At 48.1% G+C, this 26,200-nt stretch carries 23 protein-coding genes; 18 read left to right on the forward strand and 5 right to left on the reverse strand.

Annotation, left to right across the window (positions count from 1 at the left end; all coding sequences use genetic code 11):
• Positions 1–159 precede the first annotated feature (159 nt).
• From MKY01_RS05835 to MKY01_RS05855, 5 genes are read left to right on the forward strand one after another with little or no spacing between them, the layout of a single operon-like run.
• Positions 160–1,818, forward strand: a complete 1,659-nt coding sequence (locus MKY01_RS05835) for an ABC transporter substrate-binding protein (protein WP_339285824.1) — start codon at positions 160–162, stop codon at positions 1,816–1,818.
• Positions 1,819–1,860: 42 nt separating this feature from the next.
• Positions 1,861–2,856: an ABC transporter permease gene (locus MKY01_RS05840; protein WP_076251247.1), complete on the forward strand. Its 996-nt coding sequence runs from the start codon at positions 1,861–1,863 to the stop codon at positions 2,854–2,856.
• Positions 2,853–3,854: an ABC transporter permease gene (locus MKY01_RS05845; protein ID WP_339285826.1), complete on the forward strand. Its 1,002-nt coding sequence runs from the start codon at positions 2,853–2,855 to the stop codon at positions 3,852–3,854. Before MKY01_RS05840 ends, MKY01_RS05845 begins: the two co-directional genes overlap by 4 nt.
• Positions 3,855–3,856: 2 nt before the next feature.
• Positions 3,857–4,813, forward strand: coding sequence for an ABC transporter ATP-binding protein (locus tag MKY01_RS05850; protein ID WP_339285828.1), 957 nt, complete (start codon positions 3,857–3,859; stop codon positions 4,811–4,813).
• On the forward strand, positions 4,803–5,408 hold the full coding sequence (locus MKY01_RS05855) for an ATP-binding cassette domain-containing protein (RefSeq protein WP_127547193.1): 606 nt from the start codon (positions 4,803–4,805) through the stop codon (positions 5,406–5,408). The genes MKY01_RS05850 and MKY01_RS05855 overlap by 11 nt, the downstream gene beginning before the upstream one ends.
• A 192-nt stretch (positions 5,409–5,600) precedes the next feature.
• Here MKY01_RS05855 and MKY01_RS05860 read toward each other — a convergent pair whose 3' ends face one another.
• Entirely contained in the window at positions 5,601–6,794 is a 1,194-nt protein-coding gene (locus tag MKY01_RS05860) for a MalY/PatB family protein (protein ID WP_339285830.1), read from the reverse strand.
• 410 nt (positions 6,795–7,204) lie between these two features.
• On the opposite strand from MKY01_RS05860, the gene MKY01_RS05865 reads away from it, so the two are divergent.
• The gene (locus MKY01_RS05865; RefSeq protein WP_053061461.1) at positions 7,205–7,894 is read left to right on the forward strand and encodes a stalk domain-containing protein; all 690 of its coding nucleotides are present in this window, start codon (positions 7,205–7,207) and stop codon (positions 7,892–7,894) included.
• A gap of 130 nt (positions 7,895–8,024) precedes the next feature.
• Here MKY01_RS05865 and MKY01_RS05870 read toward each other — a convergent pair whose 3' ends face one another.
• On the reverse strand, positions 8,025–10,034 hold the full coding sequence (locus MKY01_RS05870) for a S9 family peptidase (RefSeq protein ID WP_315370547.1): 2,010 nt from the start codon (positions 10,032–10,034) through the stop codon (positions 8,025–8,027).
• 393 nt (positions 10,035–10,427) lie between these two features.
• Between MKY01_RS05870 and MKY01_RS05875 the strand changes: the two genes are divergently transcribed.
• The 6 genes from MKY01_RS05875 (at position 10,428) to MKY01_RS05900 (ending at position 14,620) form a co-directional block, all read left to right on the forward strand.
• Positions 10,428–10,985: an STM3941 family protein gene (locus MKY01_RS05875; RefSeq protein WP_339285832.1), complete on the forward strand. Its 558-nt coding sequence runs from the start codon at positions 10,428–10,430 to the stop codon at positions 10,983–10,985.
• Between the two features lie 44 nt (positions 10,986–11,029).
• Positions 11,030–11,896 (forward strand): aldo/keto reductase, encoded by an 867-nt coding sequence (locus tag MKY01_RS05880; protein WP_339285834.1) that lies wholly within the window; start codon positions 11,030–11,032, stop codon positions 11,894–11,896.
• 225 nt (positions 11,897–12,121) lie between these two features.
• Positions 12,122–12,508, forward strand: coding sequence for a GntR family transcriptional regulator (locus MKY01_RS05885; protein ID WP_036606428.1), 387 nt, complete (start codon positions 12,122–12,124; stop codon positions 12,506–12,508).
• Positions 12,501–13,199 (forward strand): ABC transporter ATP-binding protein, encoded by a 699-nt coding sequence (locus MKY01_RS05890; protein ID WP_017690291.1) that lies wholly within the window; start codon positions 12,501–12,503, stop codon positions 13,197–13,199. The genes MKY01_RS05885 and MKY01_RS05890 overlap by 8 nt, the downstream gene beginning before the upstream one ends.
• A complete protein-coding gene (locus tag MKY01_RS05895) occupies positions 13,196–13,936 on the forward strand; it encodes a hypothetical protein (protein ID WP_036606429.1) in 741 nt (246 codons plus the stop codon). Before MKY01_RS05890 ends, MKY01_RS05895 begins: the two co-directional genes overlap by 4 nt.
• 180 nt (positions 13,937–14,116) lie before the next feature.
• The gene (locus MKY01_RS05900; protein WP_339285836.1) at positions 14,117–14,620 is read left to right on the forward strand and encodes a hypothetical protein; all 504 of its coding nucleotides are present in this window, start codon (positions 14,117–14,119) and stop codon (positions 14,618–14,620) included.
• A 183-nt stretch (positions 14,621–14,803) separates the two neighbouring features.
• Here MKY01_RS05900 and MKY01_RS05905 read toward each other — a convergent pair whose 3' ends face one another.
• Complete coding sequence (locus MKY01_RS05905) at positions 14,804–15,688, reverse strand: WYL domain-containing protein (protein WP_339285837.1); 885 nt, start codon at positions 15,686–15,688, stop codon at positions 14,804–14,806.
• Entirely contained in the window at positions 15,636–16,991 is a 1,356-nt protein-coding gene (locus MKY01_RS05910) for a WYL domain-containing protein (RefSeq protein ID WP_339285839.1), read from the reverse strand. Before MKY01_RS05910 ends, MKY01_RS05905 begins: the two co-directional genes overlap by 53 nt.
• A 370-nt stretch (positions 16,992–17,361) precedes the next feature.
• Between MKY01_RS05910 and MKY01_RS05915 the strand changes: the two genes are divergently transcribed.
• The 5 genes from MKY01_RS05915 to MKY01_RS05935 all read left to right on the forward strand — a co-directional run bounded on the left by MKY01_RS05915 (position 17,362) and on the right by MKY01_RS05935 (position 25,126).
• Positions 17,362–18,855, forward strand: coding sequence for a TROVE domain-containing protein (locus MKY01_RS05915; protein WP_339285841.1), 1,494 nt, complete (start codon positions 17,362–17,364; stop codon positions 18,853–18,855).
• A gap of 26 nt (positions 18,856–18,881) precedes the next feature.
• On the forward strand, positions 18,882–19,682 hold the full coding sequence (locus MKY01_RS05920) for a nucleotidyltransferase domain-containing protein (RefSeq protein WP_339285843.1): 801 nt from the start codon (positions 18,882–18,884) through the stop codon (positions 19,680–19,682).
• A 427-nt stretch (positions 19,683–20,109) separates the two neighbouring features.
• Positions 20,110–21,726, forward strand: a complete 1,617-nt coding sequence (locus MKY01_RS05925) for a 3' terminal RNA ribose 2'-O-methyltransferase Hen1 (protein ID WP_339285844.1) — start codon at positions 20,110–20,112, stop codon at positions 21,724–21,726.
• A 65-nt stretch (positions 21,727–21,791) separates the two neighbouring features.
• Positions 21,792–24,401: a polynucleotide kinase-phosphatase gene (locus MKY01_RS05930; protein WP_339287098.1), complete on the forward strand. Its 2,610-nt coding sequence runs from the start codon at positions 21,792–21,794 to the stop codon at positions 24,399–24,401.
• A 95-nt stretch (positions 24,402–24,496) separates the two neighbouring features.
• Positions 24,497–25,126 (forward strand): copper amine oxidase N-terminal domain-containing protein, encoded by a 630-nt coding sequence (locus tag MKY01_RS05935; protein ID WP_127547173.1) that lies wholly within the window; start codon positions 24,497–24,499, stop codon positions 25,124–25,126.
• Positions 25,127–25,265: 139 nt separating this feature from the next.
• On the opposite strand, the gene MKY01_RS05940 is transcribed toward MKY01_RS05935, so the two are convergent.
• Positions 25,266–25,658, reverse strand: a complete 393-nt coding sequence (locus MKY01_RS05940; protein ID WP_127547171.1) for a RidA family protein — start codon at positions 25,656–25,658, stop codon at positions 25,266–25,268.
• A 276-nt stretch (positions 25,659–25,934) separates the two neighbouring features.
• On the opposite strand from MKY01_RS05940, the gene MKY01_RS05945 reads away from it, so the two are divergent.
• Positions 25,935–26,186 (forward strand): hypothetical protein, encoded by a 252-nt coding sequence (locus tag MKY01_RS05945; RefSeq protein ID WP_076251279.1) that lies wholly within the window; start codon positions 25,935–25,937, stop codon positions 26,184–26,186.
• Positions 26,187–26,200: the final 14 nt, after the last annotated feature.

Consider the following 26,200-nt stretch of genomic DNA (forward strand, 5'->3'; position numbering starts at 1 on the left):
CGGTTATACAATTTTTTATTTATTAATTCTGAAATATGAAAAAATATGGATTGTGAAGTTAACTTTGTTGACATATGATTTATATTTTGTGCTACAATTTCTCTAAAAAGTAACACGAAAAAGTGAGTGAAGCACATATTTAGAGGGGGAACGACCAGAATGGGCAGATTTTCATGGAGATGGGGAAAACGAAAAGGTAGAACAGGATTAGGCATTTTGCTTGTATGTTCCATTGGTTTATCTGGTTGTGCACAGAGCACAGCGCCAACAGCTTCATCAGCAGAGAATGGAGAATCAGGAACAACCTCAACCAAAGACGAATTGGTGCTGGCGGTTGGCACCGAGCCGGAAGGTGGGTTTGATCCAACAACCGGATGGGGGCAATATGGGTCACCACTTTTCCAGAGTACCTTGCTGAAGAGGGATGCCAAGTTACAACTGGTTAACGATCTGGCAACGGCATACTCAGTTAGTGAAGATGGGCTGACCTGGACGGTTACACTTCGGAACGATGTAAAATTCTCTGATGGGGAGCCACTTACGGCTGAAGATGTGAAATTTACGTTTGATACGGCTGCTCAGAGTGGGTCTGTCATTGATTTGACGAATATGGCTGATGTGAAGGCACCTGATGATAGCACGGTTGTATTCACATTGAAGTCGCCGCAGTCTACATTCATCAGTCTGCTGACGACACTTGGCATTGTGCCTGAACACGCCTATGGGGCTGATTATGCAGAACATCCGGTCGGATCAGGACCGTACAAGCTGGTTCAGTGGGACAAAGGACAACAGGCCATCGTTGAGGCCAATGAAGAATATTACGGTAACAAGTCTGCATTCCACAAACTCACCTTCCTCTATCTGGATGAAGATGCAGCCTACGCCGCTGCGCAGGCAGGTACGGTGGATATCGCTGCTATCCCGGCAGCGTTTAGCAAACAACAGGTGAATGGTATGACATTGGAGGCCGTGAAAACCGTAGATAACCGTGGCATCATGTTCCCCATGCAACCTGCTGGTACCAAGTCGGGCGATGGTCTTCCCGCAGGGAATGATGTGACATCTGATCTGGCGATTCGCCAAGCGGTGAACGTTGTGATTGATCGTGAGGCTTTGGTTGAGGGTGTACTGGAAGGGTACGGTCGTCCAGCGTATTCCGTCAGTGATGATCTGCCTTGGAGCAATGCAGAAGCTGTATTTACAGATGCCAATCTAGAAGAAGCGAAGCGCATTCTAGCGTCTGGTGGCTGGGTGGATGCGGATGGTGATGGTATCGTCGAGAAAAACGGCGTTAAGGCCGAATTCAATCTGCTTTATTTTGCAGGTGATTTAACAAGACAATCTCTGGCACTGGCTGCTGCGGATATGGTAGCTCAGGCGGGAATCAAAATCAATGTTGAAGGCAAAAGCCGTGAAGAGACAAAAAAGATGGCTTACTCCAACGCTGTAATGTTTGGGTGGGGCAGTCATGATCCTTTGGAAACCTATAACCTCTATAGCAGTACTCATAAAGGAGAAGGGTATTACAATGTGGGGCTGTACAGTAATCCTGTCGTGGATTCTTGGATGGACAAAGCCCTTCAGGCAACAAGTGAAGAAGAGGCATTGCCGTTCTGGCAGAAAGCGGAATGGGATGGAACAACAGGTTTCAGTTATCAGGGTGATGCGCCATGGGCGTGGCTTGTGAACATAGATCATCTGTATCTGGTTACGAATGGCCTGAACATTGGTGAGCAGCAGATCCACCCCCATGGTCACGGCTGGCCGGTGACAACCAATCTGGAGGAATGGTCCTGGGATAACAGTACAAAGTAGGAAACGTACCGGTAGCTTTAGCCTGAATTGGGGAGAGATTGGATGACAGGCAGGAATGGATGGGCCAGATTTGTTGGTTTTAAAATGTTGCGACTTGTATCTCTATTGGTTGGAGTCAGTGTGTTGTCTTTTATATTAATGCAATTCTCTCCTGTTGATCCGATCGAAGCCTACATTGGTGGAGACATGATCAGGGTAAGCGCCGAACAGCGCAGTTTAATCGAAGAACGTTGGGGATTGAATGAATCTCCCGTGGAACGATTACTAACCTGGGGACAAACGCTGATTCAGGGAGATCTGGGGACATCAATGATCTACAGACAACCTGTAGCGGATATTATCCAGGAACGATTCATGAATTCTGTCGCACTTATGGCTGTAGCTTGGATATTATCTGGCATCATTGGTTTCACTCTTGGTGTAGTTGCCGCCATGAGACGGGATTCGAAGCTGGATCGCCTGATCTGTTGGTATTGTTATACGCTGGCTTCCACGCCAGTATTCTGGATTGCGCTGTTGTTGCTGATGGTATTTGGTGTGTGGCTTGGATGGCTTCCGGTTGGGCTTGGAGTACCCGCCGGGATGTCAGCTGATCAGGTTACATGGGGAGATCGGGCTATTCATATGATTCTACCAGCGTTGACCCTCAGTTTGACCGGGGTAGCCTCTATTGCTTTGCATACCCGGCAGAAGCTCACAGATGTGCTCGAGTCAGATTATATTCTGTTTGCGAGAGCGCGAGGTGAGCGTGGATTTCAGCTGTTCCGTCGACATGGGTTCAGACATGTTGTTTTGCCAGCCATCACGCTGCAGTTTGCTTCGTTCAGTGAACTGTTTGGCGGGGCTGTGCTTGCAGAACAGGTTTTTTCATACCCCGGCCTTGGTCAGGCGACGGTTCAGGCGGGGTTGCGTGGAGATGTTCCACTGCTGCTTGGACTTGTGATGTGCAGTGCGATTTTTGTTTTCACAGGTAATATGGTTGCCGACATTCTGTATCGCTTGATTGATCCACGGATGAAGGAGGAGCTGATGTCATGAAGCAGACGGTAGAACGCTCCTCCGAGCAGACGACAGAAACAGCCAAAATACAGAAAGTGAAAACTGCGAATCAAGAGGTACGGTATAACATTAATACCGGGTCTCTACAAGCTGGGAATGGAACAGGAACCTCACGCCCATCGAGAAAAGATTATACGGCTGCCAGAGACCAAAATTTCCGCAACCCTCGCCAAAGAGCGGTGATCTGGGGAAGCCTCGCGGTGATCTGGATTGCCGTTGTGTGGTTGACGGGCAGGCTGCTTCCGGCTGGTTCTACGCTGACTTCACTAATGGATCGGAATTTGGCTCCAACCTGGGCGCATCCATTTGGCACAGATTGGCTCGGAAGAGATATGTTCATGCGTACGTTAAAAGGATTGGCAACCAGCATTCAAGTGGGATTGCTTGCTGCATGTGGTGGCGGATTGATCGCACTGCTATTGGGTTTGGCTGCCGCTTCAAGCAAGGCTGCTGACCGGGTAATCTCATGGATTATCGACCTGTTCCTGAGTGTACCTCATCTGGTATCGCTAGTTATGCTGGCCTTTGTATTCGGTGGAGGTCTGGCAGGAGTGGCGGCAGCGATTGCGCTGACGCACTGGCCGAATCTGGCCCGGATTGTAAGAGCGGAGATGATTCAACTGAAATCCGCAGAATATATTCAGATTTCACACAAGTTGGGCCAATCGAGGTTACAGGTTGCGATGCAACATATGCTGCCACATCTGGTCCCGCAGCTGTTCGTGGGCATATTGCTAATCTTTCCCCATGCGATTCTGCATGAGGCAGCCATTACGTTTCTGGGGCTGGGGTTGTCCCCACAACAACCGGCAATCGGAATTATTTTGTCAGAGTCGATGAGATATTTATCTGCTGGCATGTGGTGGCTCGCCTTTTTCCCGGGACTGGCATTGTTGCTGGTTGTTCGTGCTTTTGATGTATTGGGCAACAGTCTGAAGACATTGACGGGTACAGGTAGTTCAAGGGAGGTGAGGTAAATATGGCTCTGCTTGATATTGAGGGAGTGTCGGTGTCATTTCGGCGCGCTCGTGGTTGGTTTGGACGCGAACAGACTTATGTCATTCAGAATCTGAATCTTTCCATAAACGAGGGCGAGATCGTGGCTGTTGTAGGCGCAAGTGGATCGGGTAAAAGTGTGCTGGCGCAGGCCATCATGGGCATTCTGCCTGCCAATGCCAGGTTAGAGGGACGTATTAGCTATAGTGGCGAGCCTTTGACCCCAGACCGACAACTTCATCTGCGTGGTGAGGAGCTGATGTTAATCCCGCAATCCGTCAGTTATTTGGACCCGCTGATGAAGGTGGGGAGGCAAGTTCAGCAGGTAACCCGAGATTTGGGAAGGAAGCGCGGCTTCATAACTCGATCCCATATGAAAAAGACGGAGCAGGAGCTGACGGAGCGATATCATCTTCCTCAAGGAACAGCCGGGAAATACCCGTTTGAGTTGTCTGGAGGTATGGCAAGGCGGGTGTTGATGGCGACAGCGACCTCAGGTCAGCCCAAGCTGATCATTGCAGATGAGCCGACACCAGGCATTCATCCCGAAGTGCTGGCCGAGACGATGAAGCAATTTCGCGAGCTTGCAAATCAAGGCGTAGGTATCCTGTGGATCACCCATGATGTCACGACAGCCCTGACGGCAGCGGATCGCATCGCTGTATTTTATGCGGGTACCAATGTAGAGACGGCGCAGGTGGATGATTTTAAAGGGAATGGAGAACGTCTGCGTCATCCATATACAAAAGCGCTCTGGAATGCGTTGCCGCAGAACGGATTTCAGCCACTCCCAGGCTCCCAGCCGTTGGCAGGTCAAGAGATCGCCACAGGCTGTTCATTTGCTCCTCGATGTAATGCAGCAACCGCTGTATGTACCCGCGAACGTCCAGAGCTTCGTAAGGTACGGGGCGGAGAAGTGAGGTGTTTCCATGTCACTTGAAGCACGGGACGTGAGTTACCGTTACGATCCGAAATCGTGGGTGTTCCAGCAGATGAATATGCAGGTGAAACAAGGCGAAGTCGTTGGCTTGTGGGGACCAAGTGGCTGTGGGAAAACAAGTCTTGGACGCATCCTTACAGGATATGCCGAACCTGTGGCAGGACAAGTACTTCTGGATGGGAAACCACTCCCACGTACAGGAGTATGTCCGGTTCAGCTGGTATTCCAGCATCCGGAGAAAGCTGTGAATCCACGCTGGCGAATGCGCCGCGTATTGCAGGAGGCGTCTGTGCAGGATAAACAGTTGCTCGAAGCTTTGGGTATTCAGCAGACCTGGTTGGACCGTAGGCCGACTGAATTATCCGGTGGAGAACTGCAACGTTTCTGTGTGGCGCGGGCGCTTGGCACAGCGACACGTTATGTGATCGCAGATGAGATGACAACGATGCTGGATGCAATCACTCAGGCACAGATATGGCATACCGTGATGGAAGTGGCTCGCCAGCGTGATCTGGGGCTATTGATCATAAGCCATGATCGGGATTTGTTGAACAGGTTGTGCGACAGAATTACACCGATGCCGATATCGATGTGACTGTAATTTTAATTATGTTTTGAATAAATAAAATGATCGAATACAAATGGGGTGCCCTTTGTGAAGTCATTGACCATGAATATGAGTCATGGACTTGACTACGGGGCACCCCTTTTTCTATCTTGACAAATATTCACCATTTAACAAACAGTACACGTTTTGTTCGCAACGTACATAGATGTAACTGACAGCTTATTTGCCCGACACATTGCTTAACAACACAGATAACCTGCGCATCGCCTCTTCAACCGTGGAACGTGGACAGGCTACATTAATGCGCATGAACCCTGTGCCCTCTGTTCCAAAGAAGCTCCCGTCATTGAAAGCAAGCCCTGCTTCATGAAGAAGCATATTGCATAGTTGTGCATGTGGGATATTCAGCTCCCGGAAATCCATCCATAACAGATAGGTCGCTTCGGGCAGATGCATTTTAATCTGAGGCATATGTTCCGCAACATATTGCTGTACATACGCCATATTTCCACGGATATAGGCAAGGCACTCATCCAGCCATTCCTCGGCATCATTGTAAGCAGCTTCGGTTGCGACAGCCCCCAGTGTGCTGATATTGGAAAGTCCCATCGTTTTTACACCCTGCGCGAACGATTCCCGCAACTTGGCATTGGGGATGACGATATTGGATGTACAGAGGCCAGGAATGTTGAACGTTTTGCTTGGAGCCGTACAGATGATACTTAGATCAGAGACGGCGTCCGAGATCAGGGTCAGTGGTGTATGAGTTCCGCGCTGATGAACAAGATCGGCATGGATTTCATCTGAAACCATCAGTACGTTGTATTGCAGACACAATGACGTAAGCCCTTCAAGCTCTTCACGAGTCCATACCCGTCCAACCGGGTTATGAGGACTGCACAGAATCAGCATTTTGACCCGACCGGTCTGTAAGCTGGATTCCAGTTGTTCCAGATCCATCGTATAATGACCGTTATTCTCTACCAAAGGATTGGTGATCAGTTCACGGCCCTGACCACGTACTACTTCATAGAAGGGAGCATACACCGGGGTTTGGATGACTACAGCATCTCCAGGATCGGTGAATCGTTGTACAGCAATGCTGAGTGCGGGCACAATACCTGGAGTGAATACGATCCAGTCATCGTTAATTTTCCAGTTGTGACGCCGTTCCATCCACCCTGCAACAGCTGCATGATACGCCTCAGTCCGCACTGTATAACCAAAAATCCCGTGCTCCATCCGTGTTTGCAGGGCCTGAATGACGGATGGTGGAGCAGCGAAATCCATATCGGCCACCCACATCGGAAGCGCATCAGCAGCGCCGAAGATATCCTCAAGCGCATCCCATTTTTCTGATCCGGTAGAGATCCGGTTAATAGACTGGTCAAATGTACTGTTATTGTTATTCATCGTATTTAATCCCCCTTGAGTTCCGTTCCTTCGACCACAAATCGACAAATAATTATCTAATACATTGGTTAATTTCGCAACTGTTGTGCATGTATGATTAGCTTCATATGTATGGTCCGGAATTCAGGACTTTATTCATATAAGAACAACTTAACGAGCGAGAGTACAGCGGGAATACGACAAAGACTATTTTTGTACGCCCTTGGTCCTGTTTTGTTCATATATTATTTACAACCTCTTGTCAGATGCTATTATATTGCTAACATTTGGTGGAACAACGGGCTGTTATCCGAATAAGCTCGTACCCATACATGATGAGCATAACTACATGAGTCTTTCGCGTACATCGAGCGATCGCTTGAATCGTATTATGCATAAGGCTGACATTTGAACTCAGGAGGCGTTTAGGGATGAAAAGCAAAAAGTGGTTGATTGCTGCGGGTGTGTTTGGCATGGTGTTAACCGGATCGGCAGGTGTATATGCAGGTACACAACTGGAGACAATCAAAGCTTATCTGAACCATGGGCTCGCCATCGAAGTGAACGGACAGAAATTTACACCGACAGGTGACCAGGGCAAAAAGCTTGCGCCAATTACATATCAAGGCAGTACATATCTCCCCGTTCGTTCGATTGCTGATGCGTTAAAGACCGAAGTGAAGTATGATTCCCAAAACAATAAAGTAAGCATCGGCTCTTCAAGCTCTTCTGGTGGGTCAACATCCACAGGCAACAGCGGATCTACATCGCCCTCAACAGGTACAAACACACAGGCGGCAGGAGTGAAGTCCAAGTATCTTCCGGCTGATTTCCCATTACCGAAGGATGCGAAGGCAACAAGTCTCATTGAGAACATAATGGATGGTGACAAAAAAGTAGTGCTCACGTACACAACCAAAGAAACGTTGCTAACCGTTGGAACATCCTACAAAGACTACTACCAGACCAAAAATTTGAGTCAGAACACTCAGGATATCCAGGCAGACGGCTTCAGCATCGTGGGTCGTGAAGATGGCAAATATGCCGTGACCATCACAGGTTCGGTGTCTGCAACCAACAAGGATCTGAATGAAATCACCGTAGTGTGGGGCGAAGAGTAATCCTTCCTTCCATAAAAGGTGAACAGCAAAAGCCGCCCGTTGAAATCATAACAGATTTCATTGGACGGCTTTTAGGGTTGAATCCATATCTGGTTCTATACTCTGAATTAATAGTCTAAATATTAGTCCGTTACAGGTACTCGTTGAACCATCCGGCAATATGCTCCAAACGGCGTACCCTCAAGTGAGGGTGACCTCCACGGGACAACTCGTGGTTTGCCCCTGGGAAACGAACAAGTCTTGTGGTCTGCTTGCGCCGTTTTAATGCAATGAACAACTGCTCGGCTTGTTCAATTGGACACCGCAGATCCTGTTCGCCATGCAAAATGAGCAGCGGAGTACTGACGTTTCCGACATAAGCGAGCGGGGAATGTTTCCATAGTTTTTCCGTGTCATCCCACGCGTTACCGCCAATCTGGTCTTCCGTGAAGAAATATCCAATGTCACTTACACCGTAGAAGGATAGCCAATTGGAGATGGAACGCTGGGTAACAGCCGCCTTAAAGCGGTCCGTGTGTCCAACAATCCAGTTGGTCATGAAGCCACCATAACTGCCCCCGGTTACGCCCAATCGTGATTCATCGATAAACTCATACTGGGACAGGGCATAATCCACACTCTCCATGAGATCGCGATAATCGCCACCGCCATAATCTCCGCGACAGGCGTCTACAAACTGCTGCCCGTATCCGAGGCCACCGCGTGGATTGATATACACAACAGCGTAGCCTTGTGCGGCGAGAATTTGGAACTCGTGCATAAACGTAAAACCATACATCATGTGCGGGCCGCCATGAATCTCCAGAATGGTCGGGATTTTGACCCCGTCGACCATGCCATGAGGTTTCATGATCCATCCTTGCAGTCGCAGGCCATCTGAGGAATTAAACCAGAAGGTCTCAGGTGTACTAAGGTGGATCTCATCCTCAAGCTGTGGATTGCTACGGGTGAGCTGAATCGGTTCTACCTCAGGATCTTCCGGTTGTTCATATATATATATATCACCAGGATTTAGTGTATCGGCTACAGCGGCAACGATCTGCCCGTTTTCCAACTCGGCAAATTGATAAATCTCCCGTTCGTTAGGCCATATATAGTCAGCACTGCTGCCGTCTCGAGCGAATTTGGCGATGCGTACACTACCATGGATGGTCGCCAGACAGAAGATTGAAGAACCATCCCTGCTGAATACTGGCCCCGTGGTTGTCAGATGTGAACGCATGTCGCCAACAATGCTGTGATTCAACTGTACGTCCCAATCCGTGCTCAGACATACGAGTTCACCACCTGATATCTGAAGGGTGTACAACTTCACAAGCGTGGCATTTCCATAGGAACGGTCACTGGCGAGCAGTGCAAGAGATTGTCCATCCGGCGCAAAGGCCAGTCGGCTGAACGTATACCCTTCCGGGGTCAACTGTTGCACATCCGATCCGTCTGCCTTGGCAAGGTACACATGATTAGTCAGGGTGTAATCATTATGCTCCTCGTCTTCTTCAGGCATCTGCGCAATCCAAGCGATGGATGTTCCGTCCGGGGACCAGGCGTAGTCTCCGACGTCATAATGACCTGTAGTTACAGGAATTGCTTCCGCATCGATCGGTGCGAGAGCGAAAAGGTGGGAACGTCGACCGTTCCACAATCCACTGGCATCTGACTTCATGCGAATCCGGTCTACGACATGTTCTTGCAGCAGTTTGGGTTTATCGTTTATAGGATCTGTATGTTCTGATTCTTCATTTCCGCTCATATCCACGGATGATTTCGCAAGTATGGTATGGCCATCCGGTGACCAGAGCAGAGAACTGACGCCATGTTTCAGGTGACTGATTTGCTGTGCTTCTCCGCCATCTGATGCGATAATCCACACTTGGGATTTCCCATCAACCTCTCTTAGAAAGGCAAGCTGAGACCCATCGGGCGACCAGGCAGGGGAATGATCCTTCTCACCAGAGGTAAAGGGCCTGTCCTTCTGACTCCCCAGATGCAGCAGTCTCAGGTGAGAACAATAACCGTCACGTGCTTCATTCGTTTTCCGGCTTACATATACCAGTTGTCCGCCTTGAGGGGACGGAGTTGGATCATTAACCCATGTAATCTGATAAAGATCTTCCGATGTTATGCCGCGCTGACTCATCATTGTTTGTCCTCCCACCATGAATTAAAATTGGTTAATTTCCTAACCTTTCCATTTATATTAACGGAAAGCTAGGGACAGGACAATATGACTAAGGATAGGAGGGGAGACTTTTATAACAGCGATCGGAAGGTTGTTCTGTCATCGGAGTGACCCATGTAAATATTCTTTGTTCAATTCATATAGGGGTGTTAAAGGATTTATTCGAAGGATGACGAATCCTAATGTTGAATAAGCGCAGAAATGACGAAAAATGGTCTTAATTTAATGTTTAACACTGGTTAATTTGGTTTAATGTACAATGCAATTCCTGTTCTACATTCAGCTATTTGGTTCATAGCCATTCGTTTATATAGAACTCGTATGATTCAGTCGCAATGGAGGAGGAACGTCACGTTGAGCACATCCTATGAGCAACATGTGGAATATCCAAACCGGAAACGAATGGCGTGGCTCACGGCAGGGGCAGCACTTTTTGTGGCAGCCGGATTTTTTTTGATTTTTGATCGTTCTTCAGTTACGAATGATTCCATCCTTTCGGATGTGATTGGACTTCTATCCATTTTGTTTTTTGGGCTATGTTTCTGTTACAGTCTGGTAAAGATGATCAAGAAGGAACCTTCTTTTGTAATCGATGAGGATGGGTTTGTGGATGCATCTTCTTATACCGCAGGAGGAGCAGTGGCCTGGAAAGACGTTGAGAATATTTTTATGTATGAATTGATGGGACAGAAAATGATCGGGGTCAAGTTGCGGGACGAGAAAGCCTTTCTGGATCGCCAGAACGGGATGAAACGCAAATTGATGACGGTCAACAGCAATATGGTCGATGCAACCATCAGCGTTGCCCAAAGTAGCCTCACAGTTTCGCTGGATCAATTGTATATCATGATGATGAGCCACTGGAGACATGTGAGTGATAACATGATGTATGATTCGTATAGTCGTCGTTAGAGAGGTCACAATGTCCATAGAGTCTTCAGAATGGAGGAATATAGATGATGCATGGTGATGCAACACGCACGATTCTACTTCCGGATGGAACTGCCCTGCCTGCGATAGGACAAGGCACATGGAACATGGGAGAGAAGCAATCCAGTCAGCAAGAAGAAGTACGTGCACTGCGTTCCGGTATTGAACAGGGAATGACCGTGATTGATACAGCGGAGATGTATGCAGAAGGTGGGGCAGAGGTTGTTACGGGAAAGGCCATCTCGGGCCATCGTGATGAAGTTTTTCTCGTATCCAAAGTGTATCCCCATCATGCGGATCGTAAGCAGATGATTACGGCCTGTGAACGTAGTCTTAAGCGCTTAGGAACAGATCGCCTGGATCTGTATCTGCTCCACTGGCGAGGGGGAGTACCACTCGAAGAGACGGTTGAAGCTTTGGAACAATTGAAGAAATCCGGTAAAATCATTCGCTGGGGTGTATCAAACCTGGATACAAGGGATATGCAGGAGTTATGGAGTCTGCCGGAGGGGTCTCAGTGCATGGTGAATCAGGTGCTCTACCATGCAGCTTCGCGTGGTATTGAACATGATCTGCTTTCCTGGATGCGGGAACGGAGCGTTCCTGTAATGGCGTATTGTCCACTGGCACAGGGTGGCAGACTTCGAAGTGAATTGTTGGAGCATCCAGTCATTCAGAAGATTGCGCAGGATCGAGGAGTTACGACTTCGCAGATCGCTTTAGCCTGGGTGATCAGGGATGGAGATGTACTGGCGATTCCGAAGGCGGTACAGCTGAATCATGTGGCAGACAATGCAACAGCAGTGAAAATCGTTTTGACACAAGAGGAACTCGCCCGTTTGGATGAGGCATTCCCTGCACCTAAAGGCAGTGTACCTCTAGATATCGTGTAGCTGGCTCTTTTTTATTGGATAAGCATATGAAAAAGATAACAATACGATTAATAATGTTATGCAGAGCAGATCTTCACGATCTGCTCTTTTTTTTGTATGGATATCAATAGTCGAAGCTGGCCCATCAATTGAGCGAATATATATTTTAACAAATGGGCTTTACAACACTATTTCACTAGTGTACTATGTAACTAATACACCAGTACAGAGGGGAGCGAGAGCTTTGTGACTATAGAATTTGATAACAATTTACCAATCTATCTGCAGATCATGCAGTACATCAAGAGACAGATTGTAACCGGGACACTTCAGGCAGGTGACAAAATTCCTTCGGTTCGTGAACTGGCAGCTGAACTACAGATCAATCCAAATACAGTACAACGGACATTTCAGGAGCTTGAGCGGGAAGAAGTGGTCGAAACCAAACGGGGCTTGGGCAGATATGTGACCAGTGAGGAGCGGAAGATTATGACGATCAAAAAAGAGATGGCCGGTGAATTGCTGGAACGCTTTCTGACCGGAATGCAGGAACTGGGGATCGAAGAGCAGGATATCTTATCCATCGTAGCCGATGCCGTTGCGGAAGGAAAGGGAGGAACAACGCATGAGTAACATCCTTGAACTGAACCAGATCAATAAAACATATGGCAATAAGAAAGCGCTAAGTAATATTACATTGGATATTGCACCGGGACGAATCGTAGGTCTACTGGGGAGCAACGGTAGTGGAAAAAGTACGCTCATGAAGCTGGTTGCAGGTTTGTTGCATCCGAGCAGCGGAACGATTCAAGTCACAGGTAAGCCTGTTGGGCTGGAGACGAAGGCACTGGTTTCGTTCATGCCGGATCGTCCATTAACCGAGAAGTGGATGAGAGTGCGGGATGCGATTGCGTACTATCGCGATTTCTATGCTGATTTTGATGAGGAGAAGGCGCGGGAGATGCTGGACTTCATGAACCTTGTCGAGAGTGACCGGGTACGGCATCTGTCGAAAGGTATGAATGAACGACTACAATTAACACTGGCACTTTCTCGTAAGGCTCGTCTGTATTTGCTGGATGAACCGATTGGCGGAGTAGATCCGGTTGCGCGTGGCAAGATTCTGGATGCGATCGTCAAATTCTATGATGAAGACAGCAGTCTGATCATCTCCACGCATCTTGTGAATGATATCGAACGGATTTTTGATGAAGTTGTCTTTATTCGCGAGGGCGAGCTGGTGATGCGGGAAGAAGTGGAAACGCTCCGTCTGAAATATGGGAAAAGTGTGGATGAGATGTTCAAGGAGGTCTATGCGGAATGATGACATTATTGAAATATGACTTTAGAAGGAACTGGAATACACTGTTGGCGGGGCTAGTTATTTTGATTATCGCGCAAGTGGGACTTTCCCTTTTCGTGTCTGAGGTCACAGGGATTGTGCTTGGTATTATGGGATATGTTGGAGTAGGTGTGGCTATTTATGTGAAAATGATCAAAACATACACGTCCAATATCCGATCATATAATCGCCGCCTTTTACCCGTAACGGGCCTGTCACATGTGTTGTCTCCCTTGATCTTTGGAGCCCTTTGCGGGTTGGGGTTAGTCATTATATTCGCGACTCATGCCTACATCTATATCTCAATGAAGCTACGAATGAACATGGCTACCAATATTGATCTTTCGGGTCTGCATGTCTCGGATTATATTAGTTTGTTGCTGTTTAGCGCATGGGTTATGGTATTCATGACCGTCATTATCTTCCTTTCGATCTCGATTGCAGGCAGCTTCCGTTGGAGAACGGGGCCATGGATTGGAATCGTTGCATTCTTTGTCCTCGTTAATCTGCTTGGCTGGTTGGAAAATATCATTACGACAGGACGTTTTAGTCCAAATGAAATGTTCCGGTACACGGAAGAAAGTACAGGGATCTCGATCACAGCCAATGGCGTATTATGGTCGGACGGCATGTGGGGAAGCATTGTATTTGAAGTTATTGTGGCGGTCATCTTGGTGTGGGCTACCATTTACCTGAACAACAAAAAAGTCGAAGTTTGATAACAGGATAATTTGAACGTGATGCGAGCAACCAGGGTTGCTCGTTTTTTTACATCCAGTAATAATCCACTTTTTGAATCCATTACCATTAATTATACGTATATATAGATATATTGTGTGCTCGATGCGAGATTAGGTTAAAGAGAACAAAAGGATATGTAAGGGAAAGGAGAAAGCGTTATGGAACTATACTTCAGGGATAACTTTTTTAACGCAGGTTACACCGAGATTATGAATCCAAATCAGGAACAGGCAGGGCATCTGGATTTGAAAAGTGTCTTTGGTTCTTCGCTCGATGTATCGGATAACAGTGGATTGGTCTGCAGCGGTAAATTTCGCATGTTAACGAATCGTTGGGATATCACTGCAGCAGATGGGAGACATCTGGGTGTGCTTCGGCCCAGATTTAGTTTTTTTAGTAAAAAGTATGAATATGACGCAGGATCACGAGGTACATATGATGTGTCTGCCCCAGCATTTTCGCAGGAATATGATATAAGTGGCAGTGGTGGCCGCATCGTGGCCAGTTTCCGTCGCACCAGCGGCTGGTTTAGTTCAGGGGCATTTGTATTAGATAACCAGTCGGAACAACTGGACACGTATGAATTAATTGCAGTGGTCATGGGCGTGCACGCGATTAACAAAAGAAGGAACTCGGCAGCTAGCAGTGGTGGAGCGACGTAAGTGGAGCGACGTAAGTGGAACGAATAGAGTTACTTCCGCTGATAAGTTTATGACATTTTTATGAGCAAGCAAGTATCGCAAAAAAAGGTTTGGATGAGATTCTCCAGACCTTTTTTTCGTATATGGATATAGATATGGATTTGTCTTTTGAGCAATAGTTATGGTTAACCCAATCTTACAAAATCATTGACCATCGGCTTTCGCAAGGGAGCCTTCCTCACGTTGGCGGTGCTGAACTTCATTGGAGCATTCGGAATGCATATCAGGATCTTTTTCCGCATAACGGGCTAATGCCTTCGCAGCTGTTTCGGACATTCGCTCCCGCAGCACTGTGTGGTCAGCAATTCGAACCCGTTTGCCGAGAAAACGCATTTTGGATAAGACGTAATCCATCTCATTGCGCGGAACGGTCAGCTCGATCCGATATGTCTGCTTGGCTTCCAGGTACTCGACCTGTTTTTCAAAGCAGGAGAAGGCATAGAGGATTCGGGACAGCTCCTGATTGAACTCGGGCAGTACCTCGATGGTGATGGTCGTTTTACGCTTCTCTGTTATCGCAGCAATTCGGGCAGTGTAACCCGAGGCGGTATCCGGTTCAACCGGTTGGGCTTCCACGGTAACGATGCTGTGCAGCTTGGTCGACATGAGTTTGTCGAAGCGAGGAGCATACCAGAGCACGTACCATTCTTTTTTGACCATGGAATACTCCAGTTTGTACGGGAAGCCGAATTCATCATGGCTCGTGCGTCCATTGCGGACGCGACCCGTCATGCGAAATCCCTGATGATGCAGAATGATTAGCCGTAACTGTCGAAGTAGTGGGTGAGAGACACTGTTTTCTTCGCTTTTGGCTTTTTCGGTCAGGTAATCCTGAAGGTTCAGGTCCTGCTCACCATTAAGCATGTTGTACATTTTATCCAATGTTACAGGGCTCAGCGCTTCTCTCGCAGCAGGGTGATTCAGCATCATGCGAAGCCAGGCCCGTTCCTGTGAGGTCCAGGTGAACAGTCCGGTTTCATTCAGTCGTGTCATCATCTGGTAATTGAACATCTTCTCGAACAGGTTCATAATACTCCGCAATCTCCTTCCATTCCTTGATCATCTCTTGGCGTAGTCTCTGAGGCGCGATTACTTCACAGCTTGAGCCAAAACTCCGCAACCACGGTTTGATCTCGGTGGTACCGTTGACCTGGATTTCGTAGAGAAAGGTATGATCCGTTTCGGGTATAATTTTGCCCCATTGACCTTGCAGACGAACCCGATCCAGAATAAAGTTGCGCTGACCACGCTCCGGGTGGAAAAAGCGAGCTTGAACCGTCACGGTATTTCCCGTATCCACGAGCCAACTGTAGCGACTAATGTCGGTCCACTGCTGCTTCAGTTTGAGCATGTATTGCTCTTCTACTGAATCCTGTTCCTCCAGTTGGGTTATGCCTTCCATGCGGAATTTCACAAAGCCGCGCCGGCCCTGATATCCAATTACATACCAACGACCATACTGATGGTCATAGATCACTTCAAGGGGCACGATCCGGTTGGATCGACCACCTGCTTCCCGTTCAAAGCGTGGATTCGTATTCTGTGAACTGTAGCTGGATGGTTTTTTCGGTGAATAGTATAGGAACTGCACACGTTTACGCTGACGAATCGCACTAAGTAGCGTGTAGAGATGAGCTTCGTCCAGGATACGAGAATAATAGTGATACTTATAGATATAGGGCTCGGTAGCTTCTTCTTGCGGGAAACTTGCCGTAATTGCTTTTTTTAAACTGTCGCGCAATAAGTACCCCTGTACGGAAGGAACCTGGGTGTTCGCCATCATATCCACAAAATCATACAACTCCAGCTGTTCCTCCGCTGTCAATTCGGTAAGGACGTCCTGTTGTAAAGCATATCGATACGGTCTGCCACCCGGCTCTTTTCGGATAACCCCAACCTCTTCCAGATACTTCAGATCGGAACGAATGGTTTTCTCGTCAGGTAACGCCAGATCCTCCGGCAGATCAGCACAGCAGGCGTCCAGCAGTTCCATCGCGGTCAGGGTTTTATGTTGTAAGGTATGCAAAAGGACAGAAAGCCGCTGAACTTCAGTCTCTTTCATCGACTTGGCGCGGAAGAGGAAGAGCAACATAGGCTCTGCCGACTCCCCGTATTGGAAGCGGACGAGATCTGCCATTTCCCGGCCTGCTTCGGCACTTGAGCGTTGGTCGGCGACGGTCTGCATGATTTCTTTTAATCTGCGATTGGTTTTATCAAAGGTATGTACGGATATGCCAAGCCGCTCGGCATATTGTTTGCGGTTATATGCACCGCTTGTTAGGGATAACATGCGTAAGAACTGAATTTCTTTGTCAAAACTCTCTCTTGCCATGAACATTCACTCCTTGTTATCCCTTCATTGTAGCAGGATGAGCGGAAGCTTTCATTTTAAACTTATGAAGATTGACTCATTTCAGAAAATGATTCGTCGCCATACTTTCGCCATGTTCGCGTGCAGATGTGTGAGGCATAATAAGGTTGTGAAGCGGGGCAGCAACAAACTCTGCGGATCAAGGTTCCGAGGCGCCAGGGAGGGTTACTTCGACTGTTAATCGACCAGGTCGTTGGTTCGAATCCAATCGCCGCCGTACATGGCGGTGTAGCTCAGCGGTAGAGCGGGTATTATACCTTCCCACCTTTTTCCTCGGAACATTTTATTATGAAAGAACAGCAAATAGACTCACACCGGGAGGTCATGAGTGATGAGCAGAGCGAAACAATTATTTAATCAACCTCAACCAACGACACGTAATCATGGGGGCTACGGAGCCTATGAGCGATTGGTGGAGGAACAATATATACAGATGTTGATGACCAATACATTGAACAATACTTTTTATGCAGATACCCAGCAACTGATGGACGATGCGATGGTCAGTCATCAGGAGATGGCTGAGGTCGATGCAGGGTTTATGGCGCGGGCGCTGGTCTATGCTCGTAATGAAGGTTTGATGCGGTTACAGCCTCTATACGGGCTGGCACTGCTGTCCAAAGTGGACCCAGATCAGTTTGCAAAGGTGTTCTCCAAGGTCGTACAGACACCGGCTGACTTGGCCGATTTTCTGACGATTCTAAGAGGAACTGGTCGGGGACAGGGCGGGCGAGCGGTTAAGCGTCAGGTGAGTCAATTTTTGAACGGCATTACTGAATATTGGGCCATCAAATACAACGGGCGTGGGCGTGGATACAGTCTGGGCGATATGATCGCTACAGCACATCCCAAGCCGATAGATCTGAAGCAAAAAGCCTTATTCCGTTATTTGCGCGGGCATGAGGTGGATCTTACGGAACTTCCGCAGTTGCAGGCGCTGGAAAAGCTGAAAGCTACCCCAAACCCGGCAAGTCGGATGCATCTGATCGAGAAAGGTAAACTCCCGTATTCGGTGGTCACCTCGATCATGCAACCGACACGTACGGTGTGGGAGGCGTTAATGTCACAAATGCCGACTTTTGCGTTGCTGCGCCATCTGAATGCAATGGATCGGGCAGGTGTTTTTGATAAATCGAAAAATATCGATTATGTTACACGTCGTCTAACGGATGCAGAAGCCCTGCGTAAGTCGCGCATATTGCCTTTCCGATTCGCCAGTGCGTATGAAATGATTGCGAGGGAAGAGCTGCGGGATGCTTTGCGGCAAGCGGTGGAACTATCCATTGGCAACCTGCCAACACTGCCGGGAAGAACGGCTATTTTCCTGGATCGCTCCGGTTCCATGCAAGGGGATTATTTGCGGATTGGTTCGGTGCTGGCACTGGCGCTTTATAAGCAAACAAGAGGTAACGCACTGTTCTGGTTATTCGACCATATGGTTGAGGACGCTCGTCCCAAGATGGATGAGAGCATCCTTTCCCAAGCTCACCGTATTCGCGCACAAGGTGGAACAGACACCGGTCGACCGGTGCGGGAACTTCGGGATATCGGAGAAAAAGTGGATCAGATCATTATGATCACCGATGAACAACAGAATGAAGGCAGCCCGTTATATGCTGAGCTTGAGCGATATCGCCGGATGATGAATCCGGAGTTGAAGGCATTTATTGTGGATATAGCACCTTATCAGCAGGCAATGGTACCGCCACGGGATGGCAAAACCTTTTACATCTACGGTTGGAGTGAAACGGTATTGACGTATATTGCCGAGACTGTGGCAGGATATGATACACTCGCGAACCGGGTGAGAGAGATAGAGATTTAAATTGGGGAATTTGGAGGCGGCTGACCATGAGCTACGTTCATGAAGAAATGAAAGATACGATTAGACAACAGCTGAAGCAGATTGAACAGGAGGAGCAGGTACGGATCATCTATGCCTGTGAATCTGGCAGTCGGGCGTGGGGGTTTCCTTCACAGGACAGTGATTATGATGTGCGTTTCCTGTATGTGAGACCGCTGGAGTGGTACTTGTCGATTGAGGATAAAAGGGATGTGATCGAACGCCCAATTAGTGACCAGCTCGATATCAATGGGTGGGATCTGCGCAAGGCGTTGAAGCTGTTTCGCAAATCAAATCCACCACTGCTGGAATGGTTGCAATCCCCGATTCAGTATGATGAACAGTATAACGTGGCACAGCATATCCGTGCACTGTCGCCTTTGACCTTCTCGCCCAAGTCCTGTATGTATCATTATCTCAATATGGCAAAGGGTAATTTTCGAGATTATTTACAAGGTGAGCAAGTGAGGATTAAAAAGTACTTCTATGTTCTTCGACCATTACTAGCTTGTGGCTGGATCGAACGTCATGCTGCGATGCCACCGATGGCATTTGAAGAGCTGATTCAAGAACTTGTACCTGCGACTACACCGCTATATACGGAGATTCATGAGTTACTACGCCGGAAAAAGGCGGGCGAGGAACTGGATCTGGAGCCGCAGCTGCCAGCAATACAAGCTTTTTTGGCGGAGAAGATCGAGCATTTTGAAAAACTGGCTGGCCAGATGGAGAATGAGCAGATTATTCAATTTGAAGAATTGGACCTGATTTTCCGTTTGGCACTGCAAGAAGTATGGGGGAACAATTAGGACGTTTCTTCTCACCCAGGCGAGCGATTCGATGATGGATGTCCGCGTCCCGAACGTTTTAAAGTTCAGGTCGGCTAGCTGATTGTGACGAATTGCTAGGGAGAGTATGTTCTAAGAAACACAGGACGTCTTATGCGGCCTCCAGGGTGCCTTTTTAAAATGTAAGGAACATGGGACACGTTATTGTCCGAAAAAGTCGGATAAAAGGCTGGAAAATGGCGGTTTAGCCCCATATAGCGTGACTTGGGTTCGTTAGGTTTCAAGGGGGCTTCTCATCATGAAATAAGACGCCAGCATTCGTTAGCGCTCCATCATGCACTTGTGCTGCTTTGGCTCCGGGACGTTTAAGTACGCTTGGGCTTTCAGCAGGTTTGCAAGAAACGCACTAGTGCGTGACGACATTTTTCATATATAAGGAGGAGAACTGATGCATCTGATCTTGAAAGCAAGCGGCGCTGACGCGGGAATTGTATCCCATTTGTTAGCGAAGAATCCGCTGAATATATATGACCGCGTAGACAAAGGTGTGCGTGTAAGAATGGTGTACACTGCGGCTACAGAGAACGAAACAGAATTACTAATTCATGCCGAGCCTGATCCTGTGGATCTGGTCAGAGGTACACCTGATGGATATGACATAACGCAATATATCAATGATCGTGAGTTCGTGACCAGCAGCTTGTTCTGCTCCTACATACGTGGGGCGCTAGGGACGGCCTTGAATGGTAAGCCCAAGGAAGACTATGTGCAATGGGTAGGGCATGCTTTCGAGTTGGAACTGACCTTTGGCCCAGTGGCTTCCGATCTGCCGGATCGAGTTGTGGAAGAATTGTTCTCGCCATTAGGATACGCCGTTTCGGTGGAGCGTGGAGAACTATCGTATTCATTTGATCTGAAAAATAAAAGCACGGTTCGCCATATCATCCTGCGTGGACGTAACACGGTACAACATGCACTGCGTCAGCTTTTTCTACTGATTCCAGTGCTGGATAATTACAAACATTATTTCATCAGTGAAGATGAGATCGATAAAATCAAACGGTATGGTGAAGGGTGGCTGGATGCTCACCCACTGAAAGAACTCATTGTGAAGCGTACGTTGCGTTTTACCGAACTGATTCGGCAGTATGAGCGTCAAGAGGGTGCTTTGACTGTGTCCTTTGGACAGGAGAGAGAAATAGGCCACACCTCGGAAGCGATTATTCAGGAGAATAAAGCAGGGCATCAGGAAGAAGGAGAAAAAGAGTACCTGGGGTCCGAGTCCGATAGCGATGAGATGCAACTGAATGCAGATTCTAGAGGTCCAGGTGAATGTACGGATGCAGATGTAGATACAGAGATAGAAGATGGTGATGCAAAGATTGCTGATGTAGATACAGGTACAGCTGGAGGAGATGGCGGGCAATCTGAACAATCTGAACCTCCTGTGCGGCTAAACGAGTTGCGTTATCGTGCGATTACAGATGTGGTTGCAACGTTGCCAGTCAAACGGCTTATTGTTGATATGGGAGCGGGTGAAGGCAAGCTGTCTGCCCGTTTGGCGTACATTCCCGGTGTGGAGGCCATTCTGGCCGTTGAACCTTCAGGGCAGTCGCGGCTCCGGGCTATGGAGCGCTTCGCGAAGCTGGAGGGTCGTTCTGGAGTGGTGGCTATGCCGGAGCCAATCATTGGTTCACTGTTTTATTTTGACGAGCAGATGCAAAACCAGGACGTTATGATTCTGTGCGAAGTGGTTGAGCATATCGAGGAATATCGTCTGAACGGAATTATGGATACAATCATGAACGATTATCAGCCAGAAGTGCTGCTGGTCACTACACCAAACAAAGAATATAACGAAGTGTATGCAATGGAGCAGGAAAGTTTCCGTCACCATGATCATCGCTTTGAATGGACTCGTGCGGAGCTGGCTTCCCGGTGTGAGGAATGGACGCAGCACGGGAACTATGGCTATGAAATTAAGGGTATCGGTGAGCATGTAGAGGGCTATGGACAACCTACCCAACTGGTCATTTTTGAACGGAGAAAGGAGAGTCTATCATGAGTGGAAAAACGGGTTCTAGCGAAACAGCTAGTGTGGGCAGAGGACAGCAGGATCGGAAAAATGAGATGAAGGAAAGACAGCGGGAGATCCGTCTGCCCTATGCAGGTATCGTCGTTCTTGTTGGCCCGTCCAACAGTGGCAAAAGTACGATGTTGGATCGTCTCGTTGCAGAAAGTGTCATTCGCCGCACAGAAGCCGTCTCGTCAGATCAATTCCGCATGCTGGTTGGAGATGATGAGTATGTGGATTGGAAACACCGTCCCCGCAGTGAAGCGGATGTGATCTATGCGGAGTATCAGCAAGTATCGGCCAAAGCATTTGAGGCGATGGAGGCGATGCTGGCAACCCGCTGCCGTCTGAACAAGCTGACCTGGGTGGATGCGACACATCTGTATCCCGAGGATCGCGAGCGCCTGATTCAGGTGGCAAGAAAGGCTCATGTGCCTGTGATTGCTGTGGTGCTGGATATTCCTGAAAAAGAGCTGCTGGAACGTGATGCCCAGCGGGAGTATCCGCGTGGACGTCAACGGGTGAAACAACAGGTGCAGCAGTTCAAGCGCACATTACGCTCGATCCGTGAGGATGGCTTCGATGCCAGTTATGTGCTGAAGCAGCCGGATGAGATTACGTTTGTCCGCACATCCAATCCGCTGGTGACCGACATGGGTACAGGTATTGATATCATCGGAGATATTCATGGCTGTTACGATGAAATGATGGAAATAATCGTGCGTCTCGGGTATGTGGACGAGGATGGAAGTGGTCTGTACCGTCACCCTGAAGGACGCAAATTGGTCTCCGTTGGTGACGTAACGAGCCGTGGGCCAGAATCTTTAAAATGTCTGTTGTTCTGGCAACGGCATTGTGCCGCCGAGCTCGCCTACATGATTGACAGTAATCACGGCTGGAAGATCGCGCGTTATCTGGATGGTCGTGACGTTACGTTGAGTCATGGTGACGAACGGGTGGAGATGGAACTGCTACAGTTTGAGCGGGAGCAAGGCCAAGAGACAGCAAAGCAAGTACGTGCAGAGCTTAGGGCATTTCTGCTTGACGCACCATCTCATCTGGTCTTTTCCCGGAACGGGGTAAGACAGGTGGTTGTAGCACACGCGGGAATTCGAGATCATTTTATCGGAAAACAGTCCAAACGCATTCAGGATTACTGCCGATATGGCGATGTGGAGGGTACGGATGAGCGGGGTCGGCCTGTGCGCAAGGATTGGTACGTGGATCACAATTCGGGTGAATGCATCGTCTGGGGACATGATCCCCGTCCATATCCTACGATTGTGAATGATACGGTCAACATTGATCACGGTGTCGTTTTTGGTGGCATGCTCACTGCTTGGCGAATGCCAGAACGTGAGGCAGTCAGTGTTCCGGCGAAGCAGGATTATGCGAGGGATCCGGATAGTCCATTAAAGCGCTGGGAACAGCGGCGTTTTGCTCCGCCCAACATACGTAAGTTCAAGGAGGGTTTCACGGTTCAGACAGCATCCAAACTTGATGTGTTTGTGCACGGTGAGGTGGCGAAGACGGCAATTGATACGTTTTCCCATTATACTGTACCGCTGGAAGAACTGATTTACATCCCGCCCACGATGAGTCCGCCGCCGAGTGTCTGTTCTGTAGAGGGATATCTGGAGCATCCACAGGATGCGTTCCATTATTATCGCTCACAGGGCGTTACCCGTATGGTTGCCGAGAAGAAACACATGGGCAGTCGGGCCATTTTGCTTCTTTTCCGGGATGAGCAAGCTGCGGTGCAGCGAGTGGGTAGGCCGATGTTGGGGAACATTGTGACCCGGACGGGCCGATCCTTTTTTGACCCTTCGACAGAGCAAGATGTGCTTTCCAGATTACATGCGGACTTGACCGTAGACGGTTATTTTGATCGTCACCAGACAGAGTTTGTATTGCTCGATGCGGAGATTGTACCTTGGAATCTAAAGGCGCGTGAGCTGATTGCTTCACAATATGCACATGTGGCTGAAGCCTCCATGATGGATCGCTCTACGGTGCTGGACAAACTGCGCGAAGCTCAAGCAGCAGGTCGTAACGTAGAGGAGTGGTTGCAGGAAACAGTAGGTAAACTCGCTAATGCCGAGACGTTCCGCGATGTATTCCAGAAATACTGCTGGGATGTGGAGGATATCGGGGACATACGGATTGCACCGTTCCACACACTGGCACATAGCACGGGAGCATTTTGGGAGCAAACGCATGAATGGCATATGGAGCAGAACCGTGAGTTCGCCCGGATATCGACCATGATGATGGAGACGGAATATCGCGTGATCGCAAGTGAGGCAGATGAAGCGGATGTCATTCTTTGGTGGAATGAGATTACGGCGGAAGGACATGAGGGGATTGTGATCAAACCCGAAACATTCCGCGCCTGGAATAATAACAAAATGATTCAGCCTGCGATTAAAGTACGAGGACGTGCATATTTGCACATCATCTATGGGATGGACTACCTGGCACCCGAGAATCTGTCCCGACTTCGTAAACGCAAAACGTCCAAAAAAGAACGTCACGCCTTAATGGAGAGTGCTTTGGGCATGGAGGGGATTGAGCGCTTTATACGCAGAGAGCCAGTGGAACGAATTCATGAATGCGTGCTGGCAACGCTATCGCTGGAGTCGGAGCGAGTAGACCCGCGTTTGTAAACTGTTATATGAAAATAATTTTTGTTATTCACCTATATTGTATGGGTAATTATGGTATGATACTCTGGCCAAACTAATTGCTGGAGGTTATCCGTATGCGTATCAAAGTAATAAGCAGTTTGCTTGCCATTTTCATGATTTTTGCTACCGTTGCGTCTGCTCACCCGGGAAGAACAGATGCAAATGGGGGACATACCTGTCGAACCAACTGTGCAAAATGGGGGCTGAAACAAGGGGAATATCATTATCACAACGGAGGTTCTTCTTCGAGTTCCAAATCTTCCTCTACAAGTTCATCCAGTTCAGGAAGTACCAAGAAAAGTAATAAGTCTTCAACGGCAACCCAAAAGAAAGCCACTCCTAAACCAGAATATATCAAGTCTGCTGTTCAGGTGAAGGTGAATGGTTCCAAGGTTATTTTCACCGAATCTCCAATTATAATGAATAACACAAATCTCGTACCTCTGCGTGAGATGGCCAAAGCAATGAAAGCCAAAACGTCTTGGGACAGTAAGACTCAGACCATTACCGTTACCAAAGACAAGTACAAGCTAATCTTTACCTTGGGCAGTAAAAAGGTGAAGGTTAACGGGAAAGAAGTCACCCTACAGGCAGCACCCAAAGAAATTAAGGGAACGACGTATATTCCCCTCAGAGTTTTGGTAGAAGGGCTTGGGGCATCCCTCACTTCATCTGGTAATACGCTGACGGTGAAAGTCAAATAATAAGAATAAGAATAAGAATTCATAAAGAAGCAGGTTCGGAGTTTATCCGGCCCTGCTTCTTTTTTGTATATGAACTTCGTTAAAGCGAAACCTCATCAGGCCATTTTACTTGGCGCTGCAACTTTTGACATGACCTGGATCAGTTGGTATGAGCAACGGCGCGAATCTCAATCAGTTGATGAGGGAAGGCCAGACCCGATGTCCCAACCATTGTAACAGCCGGACGATGAGTACCAATATACTCTTTATACACAGCAACACATGGCTCAAGATGCTCCTGCGGGTGAACCAAAAAAATCTCCAGTTCAGCAATGTTCGACTTGGTCACGTTAAATCCTGCGAGCACGCGATCCAAGTTATCCAATGTCTGGCGGACCTGTGCTTCAATATCATTGACACCAATAAACGTTCCCTGCATATCATGCGAAAATTGACCTGCAATGTAGATCGTACCGTTAATGCTGTATCCCTGAGCAACGCTGAATGCCTCTTCCCACGGGACCCCGTGGCTATATATTTGAGCTGTAGTCATAAGTTTCTCTCCTTTGGAAATTCAAGATATGGTTAGTATAAACGGAGAAAAACGACTTGGGCAGTACGCACTTTCATGACAGTGACTATCCATTGGGATAGTGTAAACACGGTGTTTGTGAGCCTAACGACTCATTTCAGAGAATCTTTATATCAGGATATTTAATTTAGGTATAACTAACTTAAGTCCTATATCCTTCCACTAGAATCTGGGTAATAATTATAGTAGGCAAGTGATTAATGGAATCTCATAACGTAACGATAGGGGGTAACCTGTATGGCATCTGTGATTCTGCTGGTGAAACAGACGGAGGACGATGAGAAGGTTATTTATCGCTTCGGACCGAATGAGCGAAAGATGGGGCTCATTGAGATGAATAAGATTAAGGAAAGTGTGAAGGAACTGGAACCTGTCCAGGTGGATGGGGTAAGCCCGAGTTTTTTCTTTAACCGAGCCGCGCAGCGACTGGTACGATGTTTATTCAGGGAAGGCGGCAAGTTCCCGGAACGAACGACGTTTGAATCATAGTTTTAGCACCGCAA

This window comes from Paenibacillus sp. FSL R5-0486 (assembly GCF_037975155.1).
In the GTDB taxonomy this organism is placed as follows: Bacteria; Bacillota; Bacilli; order Paenibacillales; family Paenibacillaceae; genus Paenibacillus; species Paenibacillus amylolyticus.